The organism is Curtobacterium sp. MCPF17_002, from assembly GCF_003234115.2.
GTDB lineage: Bacteria > Actinomycetota > Actinomycetes > Actinomycetales > Microbacteriaceae > Curtobacterium.
Genome location: NZ_CP126251.1, coordinates 2736765 through 2758144, shown reverse-complemented (window position 1 = coordinate 2758144; position 21380 = coordinate 2736765). Strand labels below are relative to the sequence as shown.

Genomic DNA, 21380 nt, shown 5'->3' with positions numbered 1-21380 from the left:
CCTAGGCGGGAGTGCTGGATAGGGTCGGGAGCATGACGATCGAACTGCCCCGCACCGCCCTGCTCGGCGTCGGCTCCATGTCCGGCGCGGTCCTCGACGGGCTGCTGGCCGCCGGGCTCGACCCCGCCACGGTCACGCTGACGACGAAGTCCGAGGCGTCGGCCGCGGCGCACCGGGAGCGCGGGCTCGACGCCGCGGCGACCGACACCGACCCGGACGCGAACCGGACGGCCGTCCGGGGTGCTGCGCTCGTCGTGCTCGGCGTGAAGCCGTACGTGATCGGAGACCTGCTCGACGAGGTCTCCGCCGACCTCGAGGCCGGGGCCGTCGTGGTGAGCGTGGCCGTCGGCACGACGATCGCGAGCATGGAGGCGAAGGTGCCCGCGGGCGTCCGCGTGGTGCGCGCCCTGCCGAACACCCCGATCGGTGTCGGCCGCGGTGTGACCGGCATCAGCGCCGGCGCCTCGGCGGACCCGGACGCCGTGGCCCTCGCCTCGTCGGTGTTCGCCGCGTCGGGTGTGGTCATCGAGGTGCCCGAGTCGCAGCTCGACGCCCTGTCGGCGGTGTCCGGCTCCGGCCCGGCGTACGTGTTCCTCGTCGTGGAGCAGTGGCAGCAGGCTGCCGAGTCGCTCGGCTTCACGCACGAGCAGGCCGAGGCGATGGTCCAGGGCACCCTCCGCGGTGCGGTCGAACTGCTCGCCGCCTCGGGGAAGGAACCGTCGGACCTCCGCCGGGCGGTGACGAGCCCGAAGGGCACCACGGAGCGCGCCGTCGCCGTGCTGCAGGACGCCGACCTCGCCGGCACCTTCGAGCGCGCCTCCCGTGCGGCCATCGCCCGGGCGGACGAGCTGTCGAAGGGGTAGGCCTCCGGCGCGTCCCGCAGTCCGGACCGCATCGTGCGCGGTCTGCGAGGCGGGGTCGCGTCCGCGACGTGACCGGGTGACGGCCTGGAGGCACGGTGCCGGCCCGCACCGCGCCTCCAGGCCGTCCTGTCGTCACTCCAGGGCCGCGAACCGCTCCAGGTCGCCCTCGGTCCCGGAGACGATGATCACGTCGTTCTGCCCGATGATGCTCTCCGGTGTGGCCGGCACGAACGCCTTGCCCGGTGTCTTGATGCCGAGCACCGTCAGGCCGAAGCGCGTGCGGATGACGGTCGTCGCGAGGTCCTTCCCGCGGACCGATGCCGGCGGGAACATCTTGACGACGGCGAAGTCGTCGTCGAACTCGATGAAGTCGAGCATCCGGCCGGACACCAGGTGCGCCGTGCGCTCACCGGCCTCGCGTTCCGGGTACACGACGTGGTTCGCGCCGATGCGGGACAGGATCGTGCCGTGCGAACGGCTGATGGCCTTCGCCCAGATCTGCGGGATCCCGAGGTCGACGAGGTTCGCGGTGATGAGCACGCTCGACTCGAGGTCACTGCCGGTGCCCACGACCGCGATCGGGAAGTCCTGCGCGCCGATCTGCCGCAGTGCGTCGATGTCGGTGGCGTCCGCCTGCACCGCGTGGGTGACCCGGTCCGACCACTTCTGCACGAGTCCTTCGTCGGTGTCGACGACGAGGACCTCGCGGTCCTGCCGCTCGAGCTGGCCGGCGGTGGCGGCGCCGAAGCGGCCGAGCCCGATGACGAGCACCGGGGCGTCGTGGCTGACGGCACCGAGCGGGTGCGGCGGACGGGTTCGGTCAGCCAACGATCGGCCTCTCCTCGGGACGGCGGAACAACTGCCGGCTCTGGCTTGCGGCCAGGGCAGCGGCGATGGTCACTGTACCGACACGACCCAGGAACATCGTCGCGGCCAGCACGTACTTGCCCGACTCGGGCAGGTCAGCGGACACGCCGGAGGACAGGCCGCACGTGGCGAACGCCGAGATCACCTCGAAGAGCACGCGGTCGAGCGACTCGTGGGTGATCTGGAGCAGCACGACGGTGGCGACGGCGACGATGGTCGCTCCCCACAGCACGACGGCGACGGCGACCCTGAGGACGTCGCTCGGGATCCGCCGGCCGAAGGCCTCCATGCTCTGGCGGCCGCGGGCCTCGGCGACCGCCGCCAGGAAGAGCACGGCGAGTGTCGTGACCTTGATTCCGCCGGCGGTCGAGGCCGAACCGCCACCGATGAACATGAGCATGTCGGTGACGAGCAGGCTCGAGCCGTTCAGCTGGTCGAAGTCGACGAGCGAGAAGCCGCCGGACCGGGTCATCGTGGACAGGAAGAGCGCCTGGAACGCCGTGCGGCCCGCGCCCTCCTCGCCGAAGGTCGTCGGGTTCGATGCCTCGAGGGCGATGTAGACGATCGCGCCGCCGACGAGCAGGACCGCGCTCGTCGCCAGGGTGAGCTTCACGTGGATCGGCCAGCGACGGGGCGTGCGGAGCTGCTTCGTCAGGGCGCGGATCACCGGGAAGCCGATGGAGCCAGCGACGACGCCGATCATGAGCAGGGACAGGAACCAGTAGTCGTGGGCGAACGGGGCGAGTCCGCTGGCGTTCGGCGCGAAGCCGGTGTTCGTGAACGCCATCGCCGCGTAGTAGAACGAGTCGCCGACCGCGGTCCAGAACGGCATGCCCGCGATGAGCACCGACGGCAGCAGGAGCAGCCCGAGGACGATCTCGATCGAGAGCGTGCTGACGGCGACGGTGGCGAGCAGGGTGCCGACCTCGCCGAGGCGGACCGCCTGACCCTCGGGGACGGCGCCGTGGTGGGTGCGCAGCGGGTTCGAGTCGCCGGCCGCCATGAGCTTCGCGCGGAGGCCGAGCTTCCGGGTGACGAAGAGCCCGAGGATCGACGCGAACGTCAGGACGCCGACGGCGCCGATCTGCGTGCCGATCACCACGAGGGTCTTCCCGAACACGGACCAGTGCGTCGCCATGTCCACGGTGGCGAGACCGGTGACGCAGACGACCGAGGCCGCGGTGAACAGGGCGTCGGCGAAGTGCGTCGACCGACCGTCCGCGGCGGCCCACGGCGTCATGAAGAGGCTCGTGAAGAGGAAGATCAGCGCGACGAAGACCGCGATCGCCAGGCGCGAGGGCGAGGAGCGGAGGGCGGTGCCGAAGCGGGATGGCCGTCGGCGGGTCGCGCTGGCCGAACGGGTCGGCGACTCGTGCCGGTCGAGCATCGTATGCCTCCGGGGACATGGGCGGGACGGTTCGTCATGGTACATCCGTGACGCCCCGGCTAGCCTTGCCCCATGGCCGACATCTTCAGCGTCGTGGCGGACCCCACCAGGCGCGAACTGCTCGGGGCACTGCTGTCCGCGTACGGGTCGGACAGCACCGGCGGCGAGCTCAGTGTCGGCCAGCTCGTCGAGCGGCTCGGCGTCAGCCAGCCCACCGTGTCGAAGCACCTCCGCGTGCTGCGCGACATCGGCCTGGTGACCAGCCGTGAAGAGGGCCAGCACCGCTACTACCGGCTCGATCCGGAGCCCCTCGTCGGCATCGAGGAGTGGGTCCTGCCCTTCACCGGTGCGGTCGACGCCGACGGCACCCCGGCGACGACCGCCTGGACGATGGACGGGCAGCCGGTCTCGATCCGGCGGAACGGTGTGGCGGGCAAGGCCACCGTCGAGGTCGGCACCGAACTCGGCCGGGTGATGGCGGAGGCCTCGCACCGTGCGACCGCCGCACTGTCGGGCGCGCAGCAGGGCTGGGAGCGGGTCGTCGAGAGCAGCCGCAAGCGCTTCACCCGGCGCGGCGACGAGGACTGAGCCCGATCTGGACACCGGTCCCAGCGGCCCCTACAGTGTCCAGTGACCACACAGGTCACACCGATCCCGAAGGCGGACCATGACCGGCAGTTTCGACGACGTGCGCTTCCTCACCGTCGCTGAGGTCGCCGAGATGATGCGCGTCTCCAAGATGACCGTCTACCGCATGGTCCACGCCGGGGAACTCCCCGCCATCCGCTTCGGCCGCTCGTTCCGCGTTCCGGAGTCCGCCGTCGCGGACGTCCTGCGCGGGGGCATCGCCGACGTCGGGTAGGCGGATCAGAACCGCGCCGTTCGACATCGCGTCGGCGCTCCGCTAGACTCGGCGGGGTTGTTTTTCCGCGGTCTCGTTGGCCCGGTGTCCACACAACATCAGTCCGAGTGAGGTCCGTTTATGGGTTCTGTCATCAAGAAGCGCCGCAAGCGCATGGCGAAGAAGAAGCACCGCAAGCTGCTTCGCAAGACGCGCCACCAGCGTCGCAACAAGAAGTAAGTCGTACGACTTGCCGCTGAAGCCCCGGTTCGCCGGGGCTTTCGCATTTCATGGCGAGGCCGTACCTGTCGGCGACGCCGTGTCTGTCGGCGAAGCCGTGTCTGTCGCCACAGCCGGGTCTGTCGGCGCAGCCCCATTGCATGCGCAGTGCCGCGTTTCGCGGGGCGGCTACGCTGAAGCCATGCCCGCAGTGACCCTCCTGACGAAGCCCGGCTGCCACCTCTGCGACGACGCCCGTCCGGTCGTCGAGCGCGTGGTGGCGAGCCACCCCGGAACGACCCTCCAGGAGCTGTCCATCCTCGACGACGACGCGCTCCGCGTGGAGTACGCGGAGGACATCCCGGTCGTCCTGATCGACGGGCGTGTCCACAGCAACTGGCACGTCGACGCCGACCGGCTCGCGCGTGCCCTCGAGAAGGCCGAGGCCCGAGCATGATCCACCACGTCGTCTCCTGGACCCTGCGGGAGGACCTCGACCGCGCCACGTCGATCGCACGCATCCGCGAGCTCCTCGTCGGGCTCGTCGGGACCGTCGGGTCCATCCGCTCGCTCGAGGTCGTCGAGAACGTCGCGTACCCGGGGAAGAACCAGGACGTCGCCGTCGTCGCGACCTTCGACGACCTCGCCGGCCTCGACGAGTACCAGGTCCACCCGCAGCACCAGGCCGCGGCAGCGGAGATCCGGGGCCTCGTCACGGGGCGGGCGGCCATCGACTGGGAGGCCTAGCCCCGCGCCTCCAGGCCCCGGTCGCGTCGCGACGCGCTTCGCGAGCAGCAATGGTCGCCTCCCCATCGGGGAGGCGACCATTGCTGCTCACCGTGTGCGGCCGGGGCCGCGCGAGGCGGCCGGGGCCGCGAGCGACTACGGGGTGAGGCGCGTCGGGCCGCGGAACAGGTACGTGACCTCGCGGATGGACGGCTCGTGGAGCGCGAGCATGAGCACGCGCGCGAGGCCCATGCCGAACCCACCGTGCGGCGGGACGCCGTAGCGGAAGAAGTCGAGGTACCAGCCGAGCTCCTCCGGGTCGAGGCCCTTCTCGACGGCCTGCGCCGTCAGGGTCTCGACGCGGTGCTCACGCTGCGCGCCGGTCGAGATCTCGGCACCGTTGAACAGCAGGTCGTAGCTGTTCGTGAGCGTCGGGTCGTCGGCGTGACGCATGTGGTAGTACGGCCGGATCGACGCGTCGTAGTCGGTCACGAAGACGAACTCCGACCCGTGGTGCTCCTTCGCCCAGGCGCTCACGCGGCGCTCGCCCTCGGGGTCGAGGTCACCGTCGGCGCGCACGACCTCGTAGCCGCTGTCGGCGACGATCTTGCGGGCCTCGGCCAGGGTCACCCGGGGGAACGGCGCGGTCGGGACGACGAACTCGAAGCCGAAGACCTCTTCGATGTCCTTGCCGTGCTTCTCCTTGACCGCCGTGAACCCGGCGACGAGGAGCTCCTCGTGCATGGCCATGACGTCCTGGTGCGACTCGACCCAGGAGAACTCGGCGTCGATGCTCGTGAACTCGGTCGCGTGACGGCTCGTGAAGGACGGGTCGGCACGGAAGGCGTCGGCGATCTCGAAGACCGCACCGAAACCGGCCGGCTGCGCCATCTGCTTGAAGTTCTGCGGCGACTGGGCGAGGTAGGCCGTCGTCTCGAAGTACTCGAGCTGGAAGAGCTCGGCGCGCGACTCGGACGCCGAGGCCATCAGCTTCGGGGTGTGGATCTCGATGTAGTCACGCTCGACCCAGTAGGTGCGGAACGCGTGCTCCATCGTCGTCTGGATGCGGAAGATGAGGTTCTGCTTGCGGTTGCGCAGGTCGAGGAAGCGCCAGTCGAGGCGCTTGTCGAGCGAGGAGTCGTCGGCGATCGGGGTCTCCGGGATCGCGGCGCTGATCACCTCGAGCGAGCCGACCTTGACCTCGAGCCCACCGAGCTTGACGCGCTCGTCGTGCTTCAGGTTGCCCCGCACGTGCACGAAGGTGCCGTGCGCGAGGCCGGAGATCTCGTTGGTGATGCCGAGCGCGAGCTGAGCGGCGTCGTCGCCGTCCTCGGCGTCGCGGGTGGCGGGGTTGACGAGCTGTGCGGCGCCGGATTCGTCGCGGAGCACGACGAACTGGACCTTCTTCTGGTCTCGGACGGTCTCCACCCATCCGGCGACGGAGACGGGGCCGTCAGGGAGTGCGGCGAGGTCGGCGATGCGGGTGCGTTCGATCACGGTGGTCGAGTCTATCGGTCCGGCTCCGGCGGTGCTGGTTCCTCCACAGGTCGGCTCGCGTCCGCGGTTCTCCACGGGTCTGCCTGGAGGCACGTGGTGGCGCGTGCGCGTCCGTAGCGTTCTCGACGTGGCCAGGACGCGAGCCGGAGGGAGGCCCCGGATGACGGCAGGGGTGGAGGGGCTCGCGGCCTGGCCGCCCGCGGCGGTGGCGACGGTGGTCGCGGCGCTGGCGGCGGCGGCCCTGACGCTGGTCGCCGGGATGGTCGGGGGAGTGTGGGCGGTGCTGCGGTGGCGTCGGGACGTGGCGCGTGAGGAGCGGGACCGTGCGTGGGCTCGGTTCGTGTGGACGGTGGACCAGGCCTGTGCCGGCGACATCGGACGCGCGGAGATCGGCTCGATGGGCGCCGAGGCGATGTACGACATGCGAATACTTCGCGGTGATGACGCCGCGCTCGGCACGATGGTGCTGGGGCTGATCACGGGAAGGGAAGAAGGATGACGGTCGAGGACCCGGTGCTGGTGCTGGTGGCGCGTCGGCAGGAAGAGTGGCGTGAACGGGTCCGACGGAGGTACCGCTTCCGCCCGTGGAAGGCCCGCCGACTCATCTGGGAGCACGATGAGCTGATCCGCCGGAGTGCGGAATGGCGCACCGCACGCCGCGAGCGTGCGCGCCTCATCGACGCCGGAGATCTCCCCGGACGCTGAACGATCAGGGGAGTGAGGCGCGGAGCGTTCCGAGGGTGCCGATGAACTCCTCGGCCATGCCCGCCCGCTCGACGAGCTTCGCGTGCCGGGCACGAGCGTCCACCAGGAACTCGTCGAGCCGCGCGGCGAGCGCGGGCTCGTCGTCGGGGTCCTTCGCCGCGAGGCCGTCCACGACGCGGAGCAGCTCGGCCATCTCCTCGAGGGTGAACCCGAGCGGCTTCATGCGCCGGATCACCAGCAGCCGCTCGAGGTCCTGCTCGGTGTAGACGCGGAACCCGCCCGTCGTCCGGCCGCTCGGGACGAGCAAGCCGACCTCGTCGTAGTGGCGGATGGTGCGGAGGGACATCCCGGCGCGCTCGGCCAACTCGCCGATGTGCATGGTGGTGCTCACCCGCCGAACTCTACCCTCACGTCACGGTAGAGTTCTGGGTGATGTCCGTGATCACCCACGCCCCCACCGCTCCGAGCGTCCTCAGTGCGCTGCGCTCGCCCCGACTCCTCACGCGAGAGGTCCTGGCCGGCGTGGTCACCGCCCTCGCGCTCATCCCGGAAGCGATCTCGTTCTCCGTGGTCGCCGGCGTGGACCCCGCCGTCGGGCTCTTCTCGAGCGTCGTGATCGCGATCGTCATCTCGATCGTCGGGGGGCGACCGGCGATGGTGTCCGCCGCCGCAGGGTCGGTCGCCCTCGTGATCGCCCCGCTCGTGCGGGACCACGGCATCGCCTACCTCGTGCCGACGATCGTCCTCGGCGGGCTGATCCAGATCGTGCTCGGGTTCCTCGGGGTCGCGCGACTGATGCGGTTCATCCCGCGGAGCGTGAACGTCGCGTTCGTGAACGCCCTCGCCATCCTCATCTTCACGGCCCAGCTGCCGAACCTGTTCGGCGGGGACGTGCCGGTGATCGTCTGGCCGCTCACCGCGCTCGGGGTGGCGATCATCGTCGGGTTCCCGTTCCTGACGAAGGCGATCCCCGCACCGCTCATCGCCGTCGTCGTGATCACGGCCGTCACGATCGTGTTCGGCATCGCGGTGCCGACGGTCGGCGACGAGGGCGCGCTGCCGACCGCGCTCCCGGGGTTCAACGGCATCACCACCCCGATCAGCTTCGAGACGCTGCAGCTCATCGCGCCGTACGCGTTCGGCGTCGCGATCGTCGGCCTCATCGAGACCCTGCTCACCGCGCAGCTCGTCGACTCGATCACCGAGACCGGCTCGAGCAAGTGGCGCGAGTCGTGGGGGCAGGGCGTCGCGAACGTCGCGTCGGCGTTCTTCGGCGGGACGGGTGGCTGCGCGATGATCGGCCAGACGGTGATCAACGTGAAGACGGCCGGCGCGCGCACACGGGTGTCGACGTTCACCGCGGGGGCCTCGGTGCTCGTGCTGACGATCGTGCTGCACGACATCGTGGCCGAGATCCCGATGGCGGCCCTGACCGCGGTGATGGTCATGGTGTGCGTCGCGACCTTCGACTGGCACAGCATCCGGCCACGCACCCTCCGCCGGATGCCGCTCGGCGAGACCGCGGTGATGGTCATCACGGTCGTGGTCGTCGTCGCGACCGACAACCTCGCCACCGGCGTGCTGGTCGGCGTGGTGGTCGCCGCCCTCGTGTTCGCCCGGCGGGTCGCGCACGTCGTGACGGTCGTCCGAGAGCCGATCGACGAGCGCACGGTGCGGTACCGGGTCCGCGGAGCGCTGTTCTTCGCGTCGTCGAACGACCTCGTGACCCGGTTCTCCTACGCCGAGGACCCGGAGCACGTGGTCATCGACATGTCCGAGGCGCACGTGTTCGACGCGAGCACGGTCGCCGCGCTCGACGGTGTCGAGCAGCGCTTCGCGAAGCACGGCTCCACGGTCGAGGTGGTGAACCTCGACACCGGCTCGGTGGCGCTGCACCGGCGGCTGACCGGCGAGCTCGGCTGAGCGGTTCCGCATCCGGTGAATCGCCTGTGCGGGCGGTGGGAACAGCTGGGCGACCTACACTGGAACCCATGCCCGCGACCCGAATCCACCTCGTCCGTCACGGCGAGGTGCACAACCCGGACCGTGTGCTCTACGGGCGTCTGCCGGGCTTCGGCCTGAGCGACCTGGGCAAGCAGATGGCACTCGCGTCGGCGACCGCGTGGAAGGACGCCGGCGTCGACGTCCGCCGGATCGTCGCCTCCCCGCTGCAGCGCACGCAGGAGTCCGCGGCGCCCTGGTCCGAGGCCTTCGGGCTCGAGGTCGCGCTCGACGAACGGCTCATCGAACCGACGAACCGCTACGAGGGTCAGCCCCCGGGGTTCACCAAGCGGTCGCTCGGACGCCCGGCGGAGTGGCCGTGGATCGCGAACCCGTTCCGGCCCAGCTGGGGCGAGGCGTACGAGTCCATCGCGAACCGCATGGTCGCCGCCATCGCCACCGCGTGGGAGAGCGTCGACGAGGGCGACGTCGTCCTCGTCAGCCACCAGCTGCCGATCTGGATGGTGCACCGCCGTCTGGCCGGCGAGCAGCTCTGGCACGACCCGAGGAAGCGCCGCTGCGACCTCTCCAGCATCACGACCGTCGAGCGTGTCCCCGCCACCTCGTCCGGCCGTTTCACCGAGGTCGGGTACGCGGACCCGGCGCAGGAACTGCGCGCGTCCGCGATCGACGAAGGAGCAGTGTGAGCGTCATCAGCAAGCGGTTCGCGGTCCTCGCGGTGACGGCGGTGGCCGCCGCCCTCGTCCTGTCCGGGTGCTCGTCGGACAGCGGCGACCTGGCGAAGCAGTACGGCAACGGCACCACGCAGAACTACATCTCCGGTGACGGTGCCGTGACCGAGGTCGCGGCCGACAAGCGCACCGACGCCGTCGACTTCTCCGCGAAGGACACCGACGGCGACACGGTCTCGTCGAAGGCGCTCAAGGGCAAGGTCGTCGTCCTCAACTTCTGGTACGCCGGGTGCCCGCCGTGCCGTGCCGAGGCGAAGTACCTCAACCAGGTGCACGACGAGTACGCGGCCAAGGACGTCCAGTTCATCGGCGTGAACGTCCGTGACGAAGCGGCCACGGCGGCAGCGTTCGAGCGCACCTTCGGGATCGACTACCCGACCGTGCTCGACGCGAAGTCCGGCGAGATGCAGCTCGCGCTGTCCGGGCAGGTCGCGCCGAACGCCGTCCCCGCCACGATCGTCCTCGACAAGAAGGGCCGGGTCGCCGCGCGCGTCCTCGGCGCCGTCGACGGGCCGTCCATCCTCGACACCCTCGTCGGCGACGAACTCGGGACCGACGCCAGCACGGGCGGGGCTTCCTGACCCGTGTCCAGCAACCCCTTCGCCGACGCGATCCTCAGTGGGCAGATGGCCGTGGCGCTCCCCGTCGCGGCACTGGCCGGGCTCGTCTCGTTCCTGTCGCCGTGCGTGCTGCCCCTCGTGCCGGGCTACCTCGGCTACGTGGGCGGTGTCGCCGAGGGCGGCCAGCGGCGCGGTCGCGTGGTGCTCGGGGTCTTGCTGTTCATCCTCGGCTTCACGGCCGTCTTCGTCGCGTACACGACCGTGTTCGGCGCACTCGGGTTCTGGCTCGTCCGCTGGCGTGACCTCATCACGCAGATCCTCGGCGTCGTCGTGATCGCGATGGGGCTCGTGTTCGTCGGTCGCTTCACCTTCCTGCAGCGCACCATCAAGCCGGGCTGGACCCCGGCGACCGGTCTGCTCGGCGCACCCCTGCTCGGCATCGTGTTCGGGCTCGGATGGACCCCGTGTCTCGGCCCGACGCTCGCCGCGATCAACCTGCTCAGCGTGCAGTCCGGCAGTGCATGGCAGGGGATGTGGCTCGGGGTCGCGTACTGCCTCGGCCTCGGCATCCCGTTCGTCCTCGTCGCGCTCGGCGCCGGCTGGGCCACGGGCGCCATCCGCGCCGTGAAGCGCCACATGCGCATCGTCAACATCATCGGAGGAGCGATCCTGATCGTCATCGGTCTGCTCATGGTCACCGGAATCTGGTCGGCCGTCATGTCGAGCGCGGGGTCGGTGATCCAGAGCTTTGTCCCCGCAGTCTGAACCCGACATCGACTCCACCGACACGACGGCGGATCCACAGCGACCGTCCGACCACGTCGACGGCTCGGGCCCGGTCGAACCCGGCGACGGCGACTCCGGCGTCAACCAGCCGAAGCTCGGTCCGATCGGCTACGTCCGCTTCTTCTGGCGACAGCTCACGAGCATGCGGACGGCGCTCTTCCTCCTCATGCTGCTCGCCCTCGCGGCGATCCCGGGTTCCCTGGTGCCGCAGCGCACGGCGGACCCGAACGGCGTGGTGCAGTACAAGGCCGACCACCCGCAGCTCTTCCCGGTGCTCGACAAGCTGCAGGTCTTCGACACCTACACCTCGGTGTGGTTCTCGGCGATCTACCTGCTGCTCTTCGTCTCGCTGATCGGTTGCATCGTCCCGCGCACGAAGCACCACTGGCAGGCGCTCCGCACCCGGCCGCCGAAGACGCCCGTCCGTCTGTCGCGACTGGCGGGCTACCGCAGCGTGGCAGTGAACCCGGACACGGTCACGACCGGTGCCGGCGGGACGGACGCGGCCACGGGCCTCCCGTCCGTCGACCACGCGGTGACGCGTGCCATCGCGATCCTCAAGCGGTCCGGGTACCGGACCGAGCGCTTCGGCGACTCGGTGAGCGCGGAGCGCGGCTACCTGCGCGAGACCGGCAACCTGGTGTTCCACGCGGCCCTGGTGGGCGTGCTCCTGGCGGTCGGCGTCGGCGGCGGGTTCGGCTACACCGGCCAACGGCTGCTCGTCGAGGGGCAGACGTTCTCGAACGTGCTCGGCTCGTACGACTCGTTCAACCCGGGGCGCTGGTTCCAGCAGACGGACCTCAAGGGCTACAACCTGACGCTCGACAAGTTCGTCACGAAGTACGAGGAGCGGAACCTCGACGCCCTCGGCCAGGCGCTCGACTACTCGGCGACGGTGACGACGCGACAGCAAGGCGAGGCGGCGAAGACCAGCCGGCTCGGCGTGAACGAGCCGGTGAGCGTCGGCGGCACCAACGTCTACCTCCTCGGCAACGGCTACGCGATGTCGGTCACGGTGCGTGACGGCAAGGGCAACGTGGCGTTCAAGGACGTCGTGCCCTTCCTGCCGGAGGACTCGAACTACACGTCCACCGGCGTCATCAAGGTGCCGGACGCGCTGCCGGACCAGCTCGGCATGGTCGGGTTCTTCTACCCGACCGCGTCGAAGCTCTCCACGGGCGCCTACTCCAGCGCCTACCCGGACACCCAGAACCCGCTGCTGACGCTGCAGGTGTACACGGGCGACCTCGGCCTCGACAGCGGCGTGCCGCAGAGCGTCTACACGCTCGACACCAGCGGACTCGACCAGATCGCGGGCCGACAGTCCGACACCGCGAGCATCGCCCTGAAGCCGGGGCAGACGAAGACCCTGCCGGACGGTGCCGGGTCGATCACGTTCGACGGGGTGAAGCGGTACGTCTCGCTCGACGTGCACCACGACCCGTCGCAGCTGTTCGTCGCCGGGTTCGCGGTGCTGTCCGTGCTCGGCCTGCTGACCTCGCTCTTCGTCCCGCGCCGACGCGTGTGGGTGAAGGTCGTACCGAAGAGGACGACGGCCGACACGGACGAGCCGGAGTACACCCTGGAGTACGCGGGCCTCGCCCGTGGTGAGGACCCGAACCTCGAGCGGGCCGTCGCCGACATCGCCCAGCGCCACACGTCGGACCTCGGAGTTAGGATGCCCCAGTGAACGACATGACCACGAACCTCGCGACCTACTCGGTCGTGCTGACGTACTCCGCGATGGCGGTCTACGTCATCGCGTTCATCGCGTTCGCGCTCGACATGGCGAAGCGCTCCGGCGACGTGACGGCGGCAGCCGCCGGTACCGGTGCAGCCGGCACCGGCGCTCGGGGGACGGCCACCGCGGAGAAGACCGTCGCGACCGTCCAGGGCGGCACCGTCGTCCTCGAGAAGGTGACGCAGTCGTCCGACGACTCCGGCGTGCGCCGCGGCAGTCGCTTCGAGCGGGTGGGCATGGCGATGACCATCCTGGCGCTCGTGCTGCACGTCGGCTCGGTCGTGCTCCGCGGCATCGCGGCCGACCGTGTGCCGTGGGGCAACATGTTCGAGTTCTCCCTCACCGGCACGGCGCTGATCATCCTGATCTTCCTGCTCGTGCAGCTCTGGCAGAACCTCAAGTTCCTCGGCGTGTTCATCACCGGCCTGACGATCATCCTGCTCGGCATCGCGACCGTGAACTACTACGTGCCGGTCCGTCCGCTCGTGCCCGCGCTCGAGTCGTACTGGCTCGTCATCCACGTGTTCGTCGCGATCTCGGGGACCGGGTTCTTCGCGCTCGGCGCCGGACTCGCGGTGTCGCAGCTCGTGCAGACCTACCGTCAGGGCCGCAGCGCCTCGTCGAAGCTCCGCTTCATGGCGACGCTGCCGGACGCCGACCGCCTCGAGGTGCTCAGCTACCGCGTCATCCTCGTCGGCTTCGTGCTCTGGACCTTCACGCTCATCGCCGGCGCGATCTGGGCCGAGCGGGCCTGGGGCCGCTACTGGGGTTGGGACACGAAAGAGGTCTGGACCTTCATCATCTGGGTCATCTACGCCGGGTACATCCACGCTCGCGCGACCCGTGGCTGGCGTGGGGCGCGGTCCTCGTGGCTGGCGCTCATCGGCTTCGCCGCGGTGATGTTCAACTTCTCCGTCGTGAACGTGTTCTTCAAGGGGCTGCACAGCTACTCGGGGCTGTGATCCCTGCGAGTCTGCGGTCGCGCGCGCGACCATGACGGACTGGAGGCGCGGTGCCAGCTGGCACCGCGCCTCCAGTCCGTCCGTGGGTCGCGTCGCAGAGCCGTGGCTGGTTCAGCGCGTCAGGCGGCGGTGAGCAGCGCGTGCACGCGCCCGAGGCGCGCGAGCCACCACGCGGTGCGCTCCGGCGACGCGGCGTTCCGCTCCAGGAGCTCCCGCGAGACCGAGGCGCGCGCCACGGGGATCCGCCCGCCGACCGGCAGCAGCGGCGACGCGGACACGTCCGACTCGAACATCGCGGCCGTCCCGAGTCCGGCGGCGTACCCCGGGGACATCGCTGCCGCCGCGAGGAACGCCCCCATCCCGAGCCCGACGGACGTGTCGAGCGCGCTGGAGACGACGCACGGCAGTCCGGCGTCGGCGACGACGGCGCGGGCGGCGCTGATCCCGCCGAGCGGCTGCGCCTTGACGACGAGGACGTCGGCGGCTCCGGCCCGGGCGACGGCGAGCGGGTCCGAGGCCTTCCGGACGCTCTCGTCGGCGGCGACGGACACCCCGAGACCGGCGATCCGGGCGCGGAGTGCTGCGAGCTCCGGCACCGTGGCGCAGGGCTGCTCGGCGTACTGCAGACCGAACGGGGCGAGGCGTTCGAGTGCCTCGGTCGCCTGGTCCACCGACCAGAGTCCGTTCGCGTCGACCCGGACGGCGGCGTCCGGCCCCATGACGCGTCGGACCTCGGCGACGCGGGTGACGTCGTCGTCGATCGTCGTCCCGGGTTCGGCGACCTTGACCTTCGCGGTCGTGCAGCCGGGGTAGCGGGCGAGCAGTGCGGCCACGGCGTCGGGCGTGATCGCCGGCACGGTCGCGTTCACCGGGACGGAGCCGGAGGCGGCCTCGTGCTCGGTCCACCCGAAGTCGATGGCCCCCCGGAGCCACGCGGCGGCCTCGGCGTCGTCGTACTCGACGAAGGGGGAGAACTCGGTCCAACCGGTCGGACCGCGGAGGACGAGGGCCTCCCGCACGGAGATGCCGCGGAACCGCACCCGCATCGGCAGGGCGACGACGTGGGCGTCGGCGAGGAGTTCGGCGAGGTCGGGGAGCACGGGCCCATCCTCCCAGTCGGGACGTCCAGGGCACCTCACGGTTCCTCGGAGGGGACCGCCAGGGCAGGGCATTAGTGTGCACAGGTCGGCCTCGGGTCGGCATGCAGACGAGGTCGGACGAAGGAGGCTCGATGGCGCGGGATCCGCAGCAGCGCACGTCTGGACGTCCGTCGTCGCAGCGCGCCGCATCGCCCGCCGTCGCCCCGGTCCGCAGCGCCCCGGCCCGCAGTGCCGTGCCCCGCAGTGCCCCGCCCCGCACCGATCCGCCCTCGGCCGCGCGTGCCCCCGGCCGTGACACCGACGAGTTCGCGCGCCTCGTGCAGCGGAACACGGTCGACGTCCGGCAGCCGGGTCAGGGCGGCCGGAAGAAGCGCAACCCGGTGGTCGGCAAGATCGCCCTCGGGCTGGCGGTCGTCTCGGCCGCCGTCGACGCCAGCGCCTTCGCCGTCTTCATGGGCGGTGACACCGACTTCGCGTTCGGCATCTGCTTCGTCGTGGTGTTCCTCACCCTCATCGCCGCGGTGCTCGGGTTCGTCGCCGCGGTCGGCTCGTTCGGCCGCTGGTACGGGGCCGTCGGGGTCGTCGTGGCGTTCTTCGCGAACCCGGTGATCCTCATCGTGCTGCTCGTGATCGTCGCGCCGGAGCTCCTCACGGACATGGGCGGCTCGGCGTCGAGCGGCACGACCAACTGACCCTCGGCGGTACCGTTGGGGCATGGCTGCTCCTGTCTCCGACCTCTTCGATCCCGACGTCTGGACCGCGGCTCCGATCGCGGAGCAGTTCACCGACATCACGTACCACAAGCACGTGTCGCACGGCATCGTGCGGGTGGCGTTCGACCGTCCCGAGGTCCGGAACGCCTTCCGTCCGCGCACGGTCGACGAGCTCTACCGGGCGCTCGACGACGCCCGCCAGGACCCGCGCGTCGGCGTCGTCCTGCTGACGGGCAACGGCCCGAGCGCGAAGGACGGCGGCTGGGCGTTCTGCTCCGGCGGCGACCAGCGGATCCGCGGACGGAGCGGCTACCAGTACGTCGGTGACGAGGGCGCCCCGCCCGAGGGCGTCGACCCCGCGGCGGCGCAGGCCTCGATGGGGCGGCTGCACATCCTCGAGGTCCAGCGCCTCATCCGGATGATGCCGAAGGTCGTCATCGCGGTGGTCCCGGGCTGGGCCGCCGGCGGTGGACACTCCCTGCACGCGATCTGCGACCTCACGATCGCGAGCGCCGAGCACGGGCGGTTCAAGCAGACCGACGCCGACGTGGGCTCGTTCGACGGCGGGTACGGCAGCGCCTACTACGCGAAGCAGATCGGGCAGAAGCTCGCACGCGAGGTCTTCTTCCTCGCCGAGGAGTACTCCGCCCAGCGTGCGTACGAGATGGGTGCCGTGAACCGGGTCGTGCCGCACGAGGACCTCGAGCGCGAGGCGATCCGGATGGGCGAGACCATCCTCGGCAAGTCCCCGACGGCGATCCGGATGCTGAAGTACGCGTTCAACGCGGTCGACGACGGCATGGTCGGACAGCAGGTCTTCGCGGGCGAGGCCACGCGTCTGGCGTACGGCACGGACGAGGCCGTCGAGGGCCGCGACTCGTTCCTCGAGAAGCGCAAGCCCGAGTGGACGTCCTTCCCCTGGCACTACTGATGCCCCGTCCGCTGGTCGCGCTGGGCGCGTCGGATCCGCTGGGCGTGCTGCGCGGCCTGGAGGCTGCACTCGCCGGCGGCCCCGCGCTGCTGCCCGTCGCCGAGGACGCCCCGCCGCTGCCGACACCGGCTCCGGCCTCCGTCCCACAACGGGTCGCCCTGGTCGTCGAGACGAGCGGGTCCACCGGTACCGGCAAGCGCGTGGCGCTCTCGTCGGAGGCCCTCCTCGCCGGAGCCGCCGCGGCCGACGCCGCACTCGGCGGACCCGGAGCGTGGGTGCTCGCGCTGCCGACGCACTACATCGCCGGTCTCAACGTCCTCACCCGGTCGATCGCCGCGGGCACGACGCCCGTCGTCCTCGGGCCGGGGCACTTCGACGCCGCGGCGTTCGCGGACGCCGCCGGCCGGCTCGACACCGGCCCGGCGGCTCCGCGGCGGTACACCTCGCTCGTGCCGGTGCAGCTCGCCCGGGTGCTCGACGACGACCGTGCGACCGGCGCCCTCGCGTCCTTCGACGCGGTCCTCGTCGGCGGGCAGGCGACCCCGGCCCCGCTCCGCGAGCGAGCCCGGGCGGCCGGCATCCCGATCGTCACCACCTACGGCGCGAGCGAGACGAGCGGCGGGTGCGTGTACGACGGCGTGCCGTTCGGGACCGTCCGCACCGAGCTCGTCGACGGCGAGCTCCGGCTGCACGGGCCGATGCTCGCCGAGGGGTACCTCGGCGACGACGAGCGGACAGCGACGACGTTCGTCGAACGCGACGGCCTCCGCTGGTACCGGACCGGGGACGCCGCCGAGGTCACGGACGGCGTGGTCCGGGTGCTCGGGCGGCTCGACGACGTCGTGATCTCCGGCGGCGAGAAGGTCCCGCTCGGACTCGTCGAACGGCTCGTCCGGGAACTCCCCGGACAGGACGCCGCCGTCGTCACCCGGCGGGCGTCGGGGGAGTGGGGCGAGGTGCCCGTCGTCGTGACGGCTCGGCCGCTCGACCTCGACCGGGTGCGGGAGCACGTGGGCGCCGCCCTCGGCCGCGCTGCCCGTCCGGCGGCGGTCCTCGTCGTGGACGACCTGCCGATGCTCGCGTCCGGCAAGCCGGACCGTCGGGCGATCCAGGACTTGGCGAGTTCGTAGCCGTCCGGAACGCCGCTCCGTCCCACCCGGAATAGGATGGGCGGTCGTGGCACGAACGAAGAACTCGACGCAGTCCAAGCGCCGCTCCGGCAACCCGGCGAAGGCCGCGGCACCGCAGCGCACGAAGCGGAAGGCGACCGCCCGCGACTGGATCGGCGGCGCCCGGCTCCGCACGCTGACGCTCGGCGTCGTGCCCGTCGTGATGGGCACCACCGTCGGCTTCGTCGACAGTGGTGACGCGGGTGACTTCGGGTCGTTCCTGGCGAAGGACGGACACGTCGTCATCGCGGTCCTCGCTCTGCTCGTGGCGCTGTTCCTGCAGATCGGCGTGAACTACAGCAACGACTACTCCGACGGCGTCCGGGGGACCGACGAGTACCGCGTCGGCCCGGCACGCCTGACCGGGGCCGGACTTGCGAAGCCCCGCACCGTGCTCACGGTGGCGCTGACGTTCTTCGGCCTCGCCGCGGTCGCGGGCATCGCCATCGTGATGCTCACACAGCTGTGGTGGCTCCTCCTCGTGGGGGCCGCCGCGATCGTCGCCGCGTGGTTCTACACCGGCGGCAAGAAGCCCTACGGGTACAACGCCCTGGGCGAGGTCTTCGTCTTCGTGTTCTTCGGGCTCGTCGCCGTGCTCGGGACGCAGTACGTGCTCATCCGCGAGGTGACGACGAGCGGCTGGGCGGCCGCGGTCGCCGCCGGGTTCTTCGCCTGCGCCGTCCTCATGGTGAACAACATCCGCGACATCGACGAGGACCGACTCGCGGGCAAGCGCACCCTCGCGGTCGTCGTCGGACGGCCCGTCGCGCGGGTCCTGTACGGCCTGTTCCTGCTGCTGCCGTACGTCGCGCTGCTCTGGTTCGTGCTGCTCTACTTCCGGACCGGCTTCACGTACTTCTCGCTGCTGCTCGCCCTGCCGGCGCTCGCCATCGGGGTGTCGTCGCGGAAGCCGCGCGAACTCATCACGGCCCTGCAGCTGTCGTCGTTCGCGTCGCTCGTGTTCGGCGTCGTCCTCGGCATCACGCTGGCCGTCCAGCCGTAGGCGGCGGCCCGGCGGGCTCAGTCCTCGTCGTGCTCGCGGCGTGCGACGTGCCGGTCGGCGTCCGAGACCGGCCGGGCGACGGGCGCCTCGGTGTCGGCCGTGTCCACGAAGTCGTCCTCGAAGTCGGTGTCCGCATCGCGCTCCGGCTTCCCGCGACGGTTGGCCAGGCTCGTCGTGACCTGCTCGCGGAGCTTCCCGAGCGCGATGTACGACACCAGCAGGCCCACGAGGGCGCCGACGATCACGGCCCAGTACCAGGGCATCGGGGTCAGGAGGAGCAGTGCCACGGCCGCGGCGAAGATGCCGAGACGGGCCAGGGTGTAGACGAGCCACGCTTTCACCCGGCAAGTCTACGGAAGCCCGACGGTGGACGCGCAGACCGGAGGGACCCCACAGGCTCGGGACGTAGGCTCCGTGCCATGGTCCGACTGTGGTTGATCGTCGTCGTGGCCGCCGTGGCGTTCACGGTGTACGCGGTGATCGACTGCGCCACGATGCCGCGCCAACGTGTCCGTTCCCTCAGGCGCGGCGTCTGGGTCCTGCTCGTGATCGTCCTCCCCGTGCTCGGCGGCGTCCTCTGGTTCCTGCTCGGCCGCGCACCCGCGACGGAACCCGGCGGTGGGTCCGGGTACCGTGGACCCGAAGACGATCCGGACTTCCTCGGCGGCCCGTACGGTCCCGAGCAGCACCGCACGGACAAGGACCAGGACGACGAGACCCTCCGAGACCTCGAACAGCAGTTCCGAGACCGCGAGCGGGACCGCCGCCGCGAACGAGACCAGCACGGCGATCGGGACCAGCGCCCCGACGACGGCCGCACCGATCGCTGACGGTCCCGCCGGTTCCGGCAGCCCCGCCACCGACTTCGCCCTCGCGCTCCTCACCGAGCTGACCCGCGCCGGGGTGACCGACGTCGTCGTCAGCCCGGGCTCCCGCTCCCAGGCGCTCGCCCTGGCCGCGGCCGCCCTCGAGCGCGCCGGCGGCATCAGCGTGCACGTCCGCCTCGACGAACGGACCGCGGGCTTCCACGCGCTCGGCCTCGCGGTCGAGTCCGGCCGGCCGGCAGCAGTCGTCACGACCTCCGGCACCGCCGTGGCGAACCTGCACCCCGCCGTCCTCGAAGCGCACCACTCCGGCGTCCCGATGATCGTGATCAGCGCCGACCGGCCCGACGAACTGCGCGGCATCGGCAGCAACCAGACGACCGTCCAGCCCGGCATCTTCGGCGCGGCGGTCGCCTTCGTGCGTGACGTCGAGGCGCCGTCGGCGCGGGGCGTGGACGCGAGCACGGTCGACACCGTCCGGACGCTCGTGCGCCAGGCCGTCGCCGCCGCCGCGGGCCACGAGGGCCAGCCCGGTCCGGTGCAGCTCAACGTCGCCTTCCGTGAACCCCTCTCCGCCGGCCTCCGGGCCGACGACGTCCACGCGGTGCCCGACGACGAGGTCGACCTCGCCTTCGCCACACGCCGCGTGCACTCCGGCCTGCCGGTGATCGAGCTGTCGCCCGACGACGAACCCGCGACGGTCGTCATCGCCGGGCACGACGCCGGGGCGGACGCCGAACGGATCGCCTGGGAGCTCGGTGCGCCGCTCGTCGCCGAGGTGTCGAGCGGTGCGCGCTTCGGGCGGAACCTCGTCGTGACCTACCGCGAGCTCCTCCGCGACCCCGGGTTCGGTGGCCAGGTCCGCCGCGCCGTCGTGCTCGGCCACCCCACGCTCAGCCGTGAGGTCCCCGCCCTCCTGCAGCGCGACGACGTCGAGACGATCGTGGTCCGCTCACCGGCGGCCGATCCCTTCGACCCGGCACGCGCCTCCCGGCCGGACGCCCGGACCACGTTCGTGTCCGACGTCCGCGTGACGGGCCGGACCCGCCCGGAGCACCGTGCGTGGGTGGGGCGCTGGGTGGCGACGAGCCGGGCGCTCCTCGGCGACGGCGACGCCGGACCGGACCTCGGCGCGAAGCGGTCGGACGACCGGGCCGAGCGCAACAAGTTCCTCCGTGACGAAGTGGCGCTCCGGCGCCGCCCCGTCGACCGCACCATGCTCGCCGACGCCGTCTGGGGCGCGACCTGGCCGCACGACCGCCTCGTGCTCGGCGCGTCGCAGATCATCCGCGTGGCCGACGGTCACGTCCCCGGCAAGGCGATCCGGGTGCACGCCAACCGGGGGCTCGCCGGCATCGACGGCACCGTCTCGACGGCCCTCGGGATCGCGGCGGCGCTCGAGCGGTCCTCCGGTTCGATCGGGACCACCCGGGTGCTGCTCGGCGACCTCACGTTCCTGCACGACGTCGGTGCGTTCGTCACCGGCACCGAGGAACCGCGGCACCGCGTGCAGGTCATCGTCGGGAACGACGCCGGGGGAGCGATCTTCCGCGGGCTCGAGGTCGCGGCGACCACGCCGGAGTCGGACATGCGGCGGATGATGACGACCCCGCAGCAGGTCGACGTCGAGCGGGTGGTGACCGGCCTCGGGTGGGAGTACCGCCGCGCGGCGACCTGGGGCGACCTCGAGCAGGTGCTCACCGACCCGGCCGAGCGGCTCGTCATCGAGGTGCCGCTGGCCGAGTGAGCGGGCGCGTGAGACACCGCCGGTTCGGGCGGTGTCGACCGTCCGG

General features: G+C 71.3%; 26 protein-coding genes. 20 read left to right on the top strand and 6 right to left on the bottom strand.

What is annotated here, in order from left to right; translation table 11 throughout:
• Positions 1-32 precede the first annotated feature (32 nt).
• Entirely contained in the window at positions 33-863 is an 831-nt protein-coding gene (gene proC, locus DEJ28_RS12810; RefSeq protein WP_111115923.1) for a pyrroline-5-carboxylate reductase, read from the top strand.
• Positions 864-995: 132 nt separating this feature from the next.
• On the opposite strand, the gene DEJ28_RS12805 is transcribed toward proC, so the two are convergent.
• On the bottom strand, positions 996-1691 hold the full coding sequence (locus tag DEJ28_RS12805) for a potassium channel family protein (RefSeq protein WP_181433741.1): 696 nt from the start codon (positions 1689-1691) through the stop codon (positions 996-998).
• Positions 1684-3117 (bottom strand): TrkH family potassium uptake protein, encoded by a 1434-nt coding sequence (locus DEJ28_RS12800; protein WP_111115924.1) that lies wholly within the window; start codon positions 3115-3117, stop codon positions 1684-1686. The genes DEJ28_RS12805 and DEJ28_RS12800 overlap by 8 nt, the downstream gene beginning before the upstream one ends.
• 72 nt (positions 3118-3189) lie before the next feature.
• Here DEJ28_RS12800 and DEJ28_RS12795 point away from each other — a divergent pair, with 72 nt between their 5' ends.
• The 5 genes from DEJ28_RS12795 to DEJ28_RS12775 all read left to right on the top strand — a co-directional run bounded on the left by DEJ28_RS12795 (position 3190) and on the right by DEJ28_RS12775 (position 4924).
• Positions 3190-3705: an ArsR/SmtB family transcription factor gene (locus DEJ28_RS12795; RefSeq protein WP_111115925.1), complete on the top strand. Its 516-nt coding sequence runs from the start codon at positions 3190-3192 to the stop codon at positions 3703-3705.
• Positions 3706-3784: 79 nt separating this feature from the next.
• Positions 3785-3979, top strand: coding sequence for a helix-turn-helix domain-containing protein (locus DEJ28_RS12790; RefSeq protein WP_022902482.1), 195 nt, complete (start codon positions 3785-3787; stop codon positions 3977-3979).
• Positions 3980-4099: 120 nt separating this feature from the next.
• The gene (locus DEJ28_RS12785; RefSeq protein WP_003792170.1) at positions 4100-4198 is read left to right on the top strand and encodes a 30S ribosomal protein bS22; all 99 of its coding nucleotides are present in this window, start codon (positions 4100-4102) and stop codon (positions 4196-4198) included.
• 181 nt (positions 4199-4379) lie between these two features.
• Positions 4380-4634 (top strand): glutaredoxin family protein, encoded by a 255-nt coding sequence (locus DEJ28_RS12780; RefSeq protein WP_111115926.1) that lies wholly within the window; start codon positions 4380-4382, stop codon positions 4632-4634.
• Positions 4631-4924 carry a Dabb family protein gene (locus DEJ28_RS12775; protein WP_111115927.1) on the top strand — a complete coding sequence of 98 codons (294 nt, stop codon included), beginning with the start codon at positions 4631-4633 and terminating at the stop codon, positions 4922-4924. Before DEJ28_RS12780 ends, DEJ28_RS12775 begins: the two co-directional genes overlap by 4 nt.
• Positions 4925-5059: 135 nt before the next feature.
• On the opposite strand, the gene aspS is transcribed toward DEJ28_RS12775, so the two are convergent.
• The gene (gene aspS / locus DEJ28_RS12770; RefSeq protein WP_111115928.1) at positions 5060-6400 is read right to left on the bottom strand and encodes an aspartate--tRNA(Asn) ligase; all 1341 of its coding nucleotides are present in this window, start codon (positions 6398-6400) and stop codon (positions 5060-5062) included.
• Positions 6401-6560: 160 nt separating this feature from the next.
• On the opposite strand from aspS, the gene DEJ28_RS12765 reads away from it, so the two are divergent.
• Positions 6561-6899 carry a hypothetical protein gene (locus DEJ28_RS12765; protein ID WP_111115929.1) on the top strand — a complete coding sequence of 113 codons (339 nt, stop codon included), beginning with the start codon at positions 6561-6563 and terminating at the stop codon, positions 6897-6899.
• Positions 6896-7105 (top strand): hypothetical protein, encoded by a 210-nt coding sequence (locus DEJ28_RS12760; protein WP_111115930.1) that lies wholly within the window; start codon positions 6896-6898, stop codon positions 7103-7105. Before DEJ28_RS12765 ends, DEJ28_RS12760 begins: the two co-directional genes overlap by 4 nt.
• A 4-nt stretch (positions 7106-7109) precedes the next feature.
• Here DEJ28_RS12760 and DEJ28_RS12755 read toward each other — a convergent pair whose 3' ends face one another.
• Positions 7110-7484 (bottom strand): MerR family transcriptional regulator, encoded by a 375-nt coding sequence (locus DEJ28_RS12755; RefSeq protein WP_111115997.1) that lies wholly within the window; start codon positions 7482-7484, stop codon positions 7110-7112.
• Between the two features lie 53 nt (positions 7485-7537).
• Between DEJ28_RS12755 and DEJ28_RS12750 the strand changes: the two genes are divergently transcribed.
• The 6 genes from DEJ28_RS12750 to ccsB all read left to right on the top strand — a co-directional run bounded on the left by DEJ28_RS12750 (position 7538) and on the right by ccsB (position 13847).
• Positions 7538-9028: a SulP family inorganic anion transporter gene (locus DEJ28_RS12750; protein ID WP_111115931.1), complete on the top strand. Its 1491-nt coding sequence runs from the start codon at positions 7538-7540 to the stop codon at positions 9026-9028.
• A 68-nt stretch (positions 9029-9096) separates the two neighbouring features.
• Positions 9097-9753, top strand: coding sequence for a histidine phosphatase family protein (locus DEJ28_RS12745; RefSeq protein ID WP_111115932.1), 657 nt, complete (start codon positions 9097-9099; stop codon positions 9751-9753).
• The gene (locus tag DEJ28_RS12740; RefSeq protein ID WP_111115933.1) at positions 9750-10379 is read left to right on the top strand and encodes a TlpA family protein disulfide reductase; all 630 of its coding nucleotides are present in this window, start codon (positions 9750-9752) and stop codon (positions 10377-10379) included. Before DEJ28_RS12745 ends, DEJ28_RS12740 begins: the two co-directional genes overlap by 4 nt.
• A 45-nt stretch (positions 10380-10424) precedes the next feature.
• Positions 10425-11123, top strand: coding sequence for a cytochrome c biogenesis CcdA family protein (locus DEJ28_RS12735; RefSeq protein WP_111115998.1), 699 nt, complete (start codon positions 10425-10427; stop codon positions 11121-11123).
• Positions 11107-12834, top strand: a complete 1728-nt coding sequence (resB, locus tag DEJ28_RS12730) for a cytochrome c biogenesis protein ResB (protein WP_258368092.1) — start codon at positions 11107-11109, stop codon at positions 12832-12834. Before DEJ28_RS12735 ends, resB begins: the two co-directional genes overlap by 17 nt.
• Before the next feature lie 5 nt (positions 12835-12839).
• Entirely contained in the window at positions 12840-13847 is a 1008-nt protein-coding gene (gene ccsB, locus DEJ28_RS12725) for a c-type cytochrome biogenesis protein CcsB (RefSeq protein WP_111116000.1), read from the top strand.
• Between the two features lie 119 nt (positions 13848-13966).
• On the opposite strand, the gene DEJ28_RS12720 is transcribed toward ccsB, so the two are convergent.
• Positions 13967-14947 carry an o-succinylbenzoate synthase gene (locus DEJ28_RS12720; RefSeq protein WP_111115934.1) on the bottom strand — a complete coding sequence of 327 codons (981 nt, stop codon included), beginning with the start codon at positions 14945-14947 and terminating at the stop codon, positions 13967-13969.
• Between the two features lie 131 nt (positions 14948-15078).
• Here DEJ28_RS12720 and DEJ28_RS12715 point away from each other — a divergent pair, with 131 nt between their 5' ends.
• From DEJ28_RS12715 to DEJ28_RS12700, 4 genes are read left to right on the top strand one after another with little or no spacing between them, the layout of a single operon-like run.
• A complete protein-coding gene (locus DEJ28_RS12715; RefSeq protein WP_111115935.1) occupies positions 15079-15639 on the top strand; it encodes a hypothetical protein in 561 nt (186 codons plus the stop codon).
• A 22-nt stretch (positions 15640-15661) separates the two neighbouring features.
• A complete protein-coding gene (locus tag DEJ28_RS12710; protein ID WP_111115936.1) occupies positions 15662-16591 on the top strand; it encodes a 1,4-dihydroxy-2-naphthoyl-CoA synthase in 930 nt (309 codons plus the stop codon).
• A complete protein-coding gene (locus DEJ28_RS12705) occupies positions 16591-17721 on the top strand; it encodes an AMP-binding protein (RefSeq protein WP_111115937.1) in 1131 nt (376 codons plus the stop codon). Before DEJ28_RS12710 ends, DEJ28_RS12705 begins: the two co-directional genes overlap by 1 nt.
• Positions 17722-17767: 46 nt before the next feature.
• Positions 17768-18763, top strand: coding sequence for a 1,4-dihydroxy-2-naphthoate polyprenyltransferase (locus DEJ28_RS12700; protein WP_258368093.1), 996 nt, complete (start codon positions 17768-17770; stop codon positions 18761-18763).
• Positions 18764-18780: 17 nt separating this feature from the next.
• Here DEJ28_RS12700 and DEJ28_RS12695 read toward each other — a convergent pair whose 3' ends face one another.
• Positions 18781-19104: a DUF4229 domain-containing protein gene (locus tag DEJ28_RS12695; protein WP_111115939.1), complete on the bottom strand. Its 324-nt coding sequence runs from the start codon at positions 19102-19104 to the stop codon at positions 18781-18783.
• A 78-nt stretch (positions 19105-19182) separates the two neighbouring features.
• Between DEJ28_RS12695 and DEJ28_RS12690 the strand changes: the two genes are divergently transcribed.
• Positions 19183-19593 carry a PLDc N-terminal domain-containing protein gene (locus DEJ28_RS12690; RefSeq protein WP_111115940.1) on the top strand — a complete coding sequence of 137 codons (411 nt, stop codon included), beginning with the start codon at positions 19183-19185 and terminating at the stop codon, positions 19591-19593.
• Complete coding sequence (menD, locus tag DEJ28_RS12685) at positions 19553-21334, top strand: 2-succinyl-5-enolpyruvyl-6-hydroxy-3-cyclohexene-1-carboxylic-acid synthase (protein ID WP_349774953.1); 1782 nt, start codon at positions 19553-19555, stop codon at positions 21332-21334. The genes DEJ28_RS12690 and menD overlap by 41 nt, the downstream gene beginning before the upstream one ends.
• Positions 21335-21380: the final 46 nt, after the last annotated feature.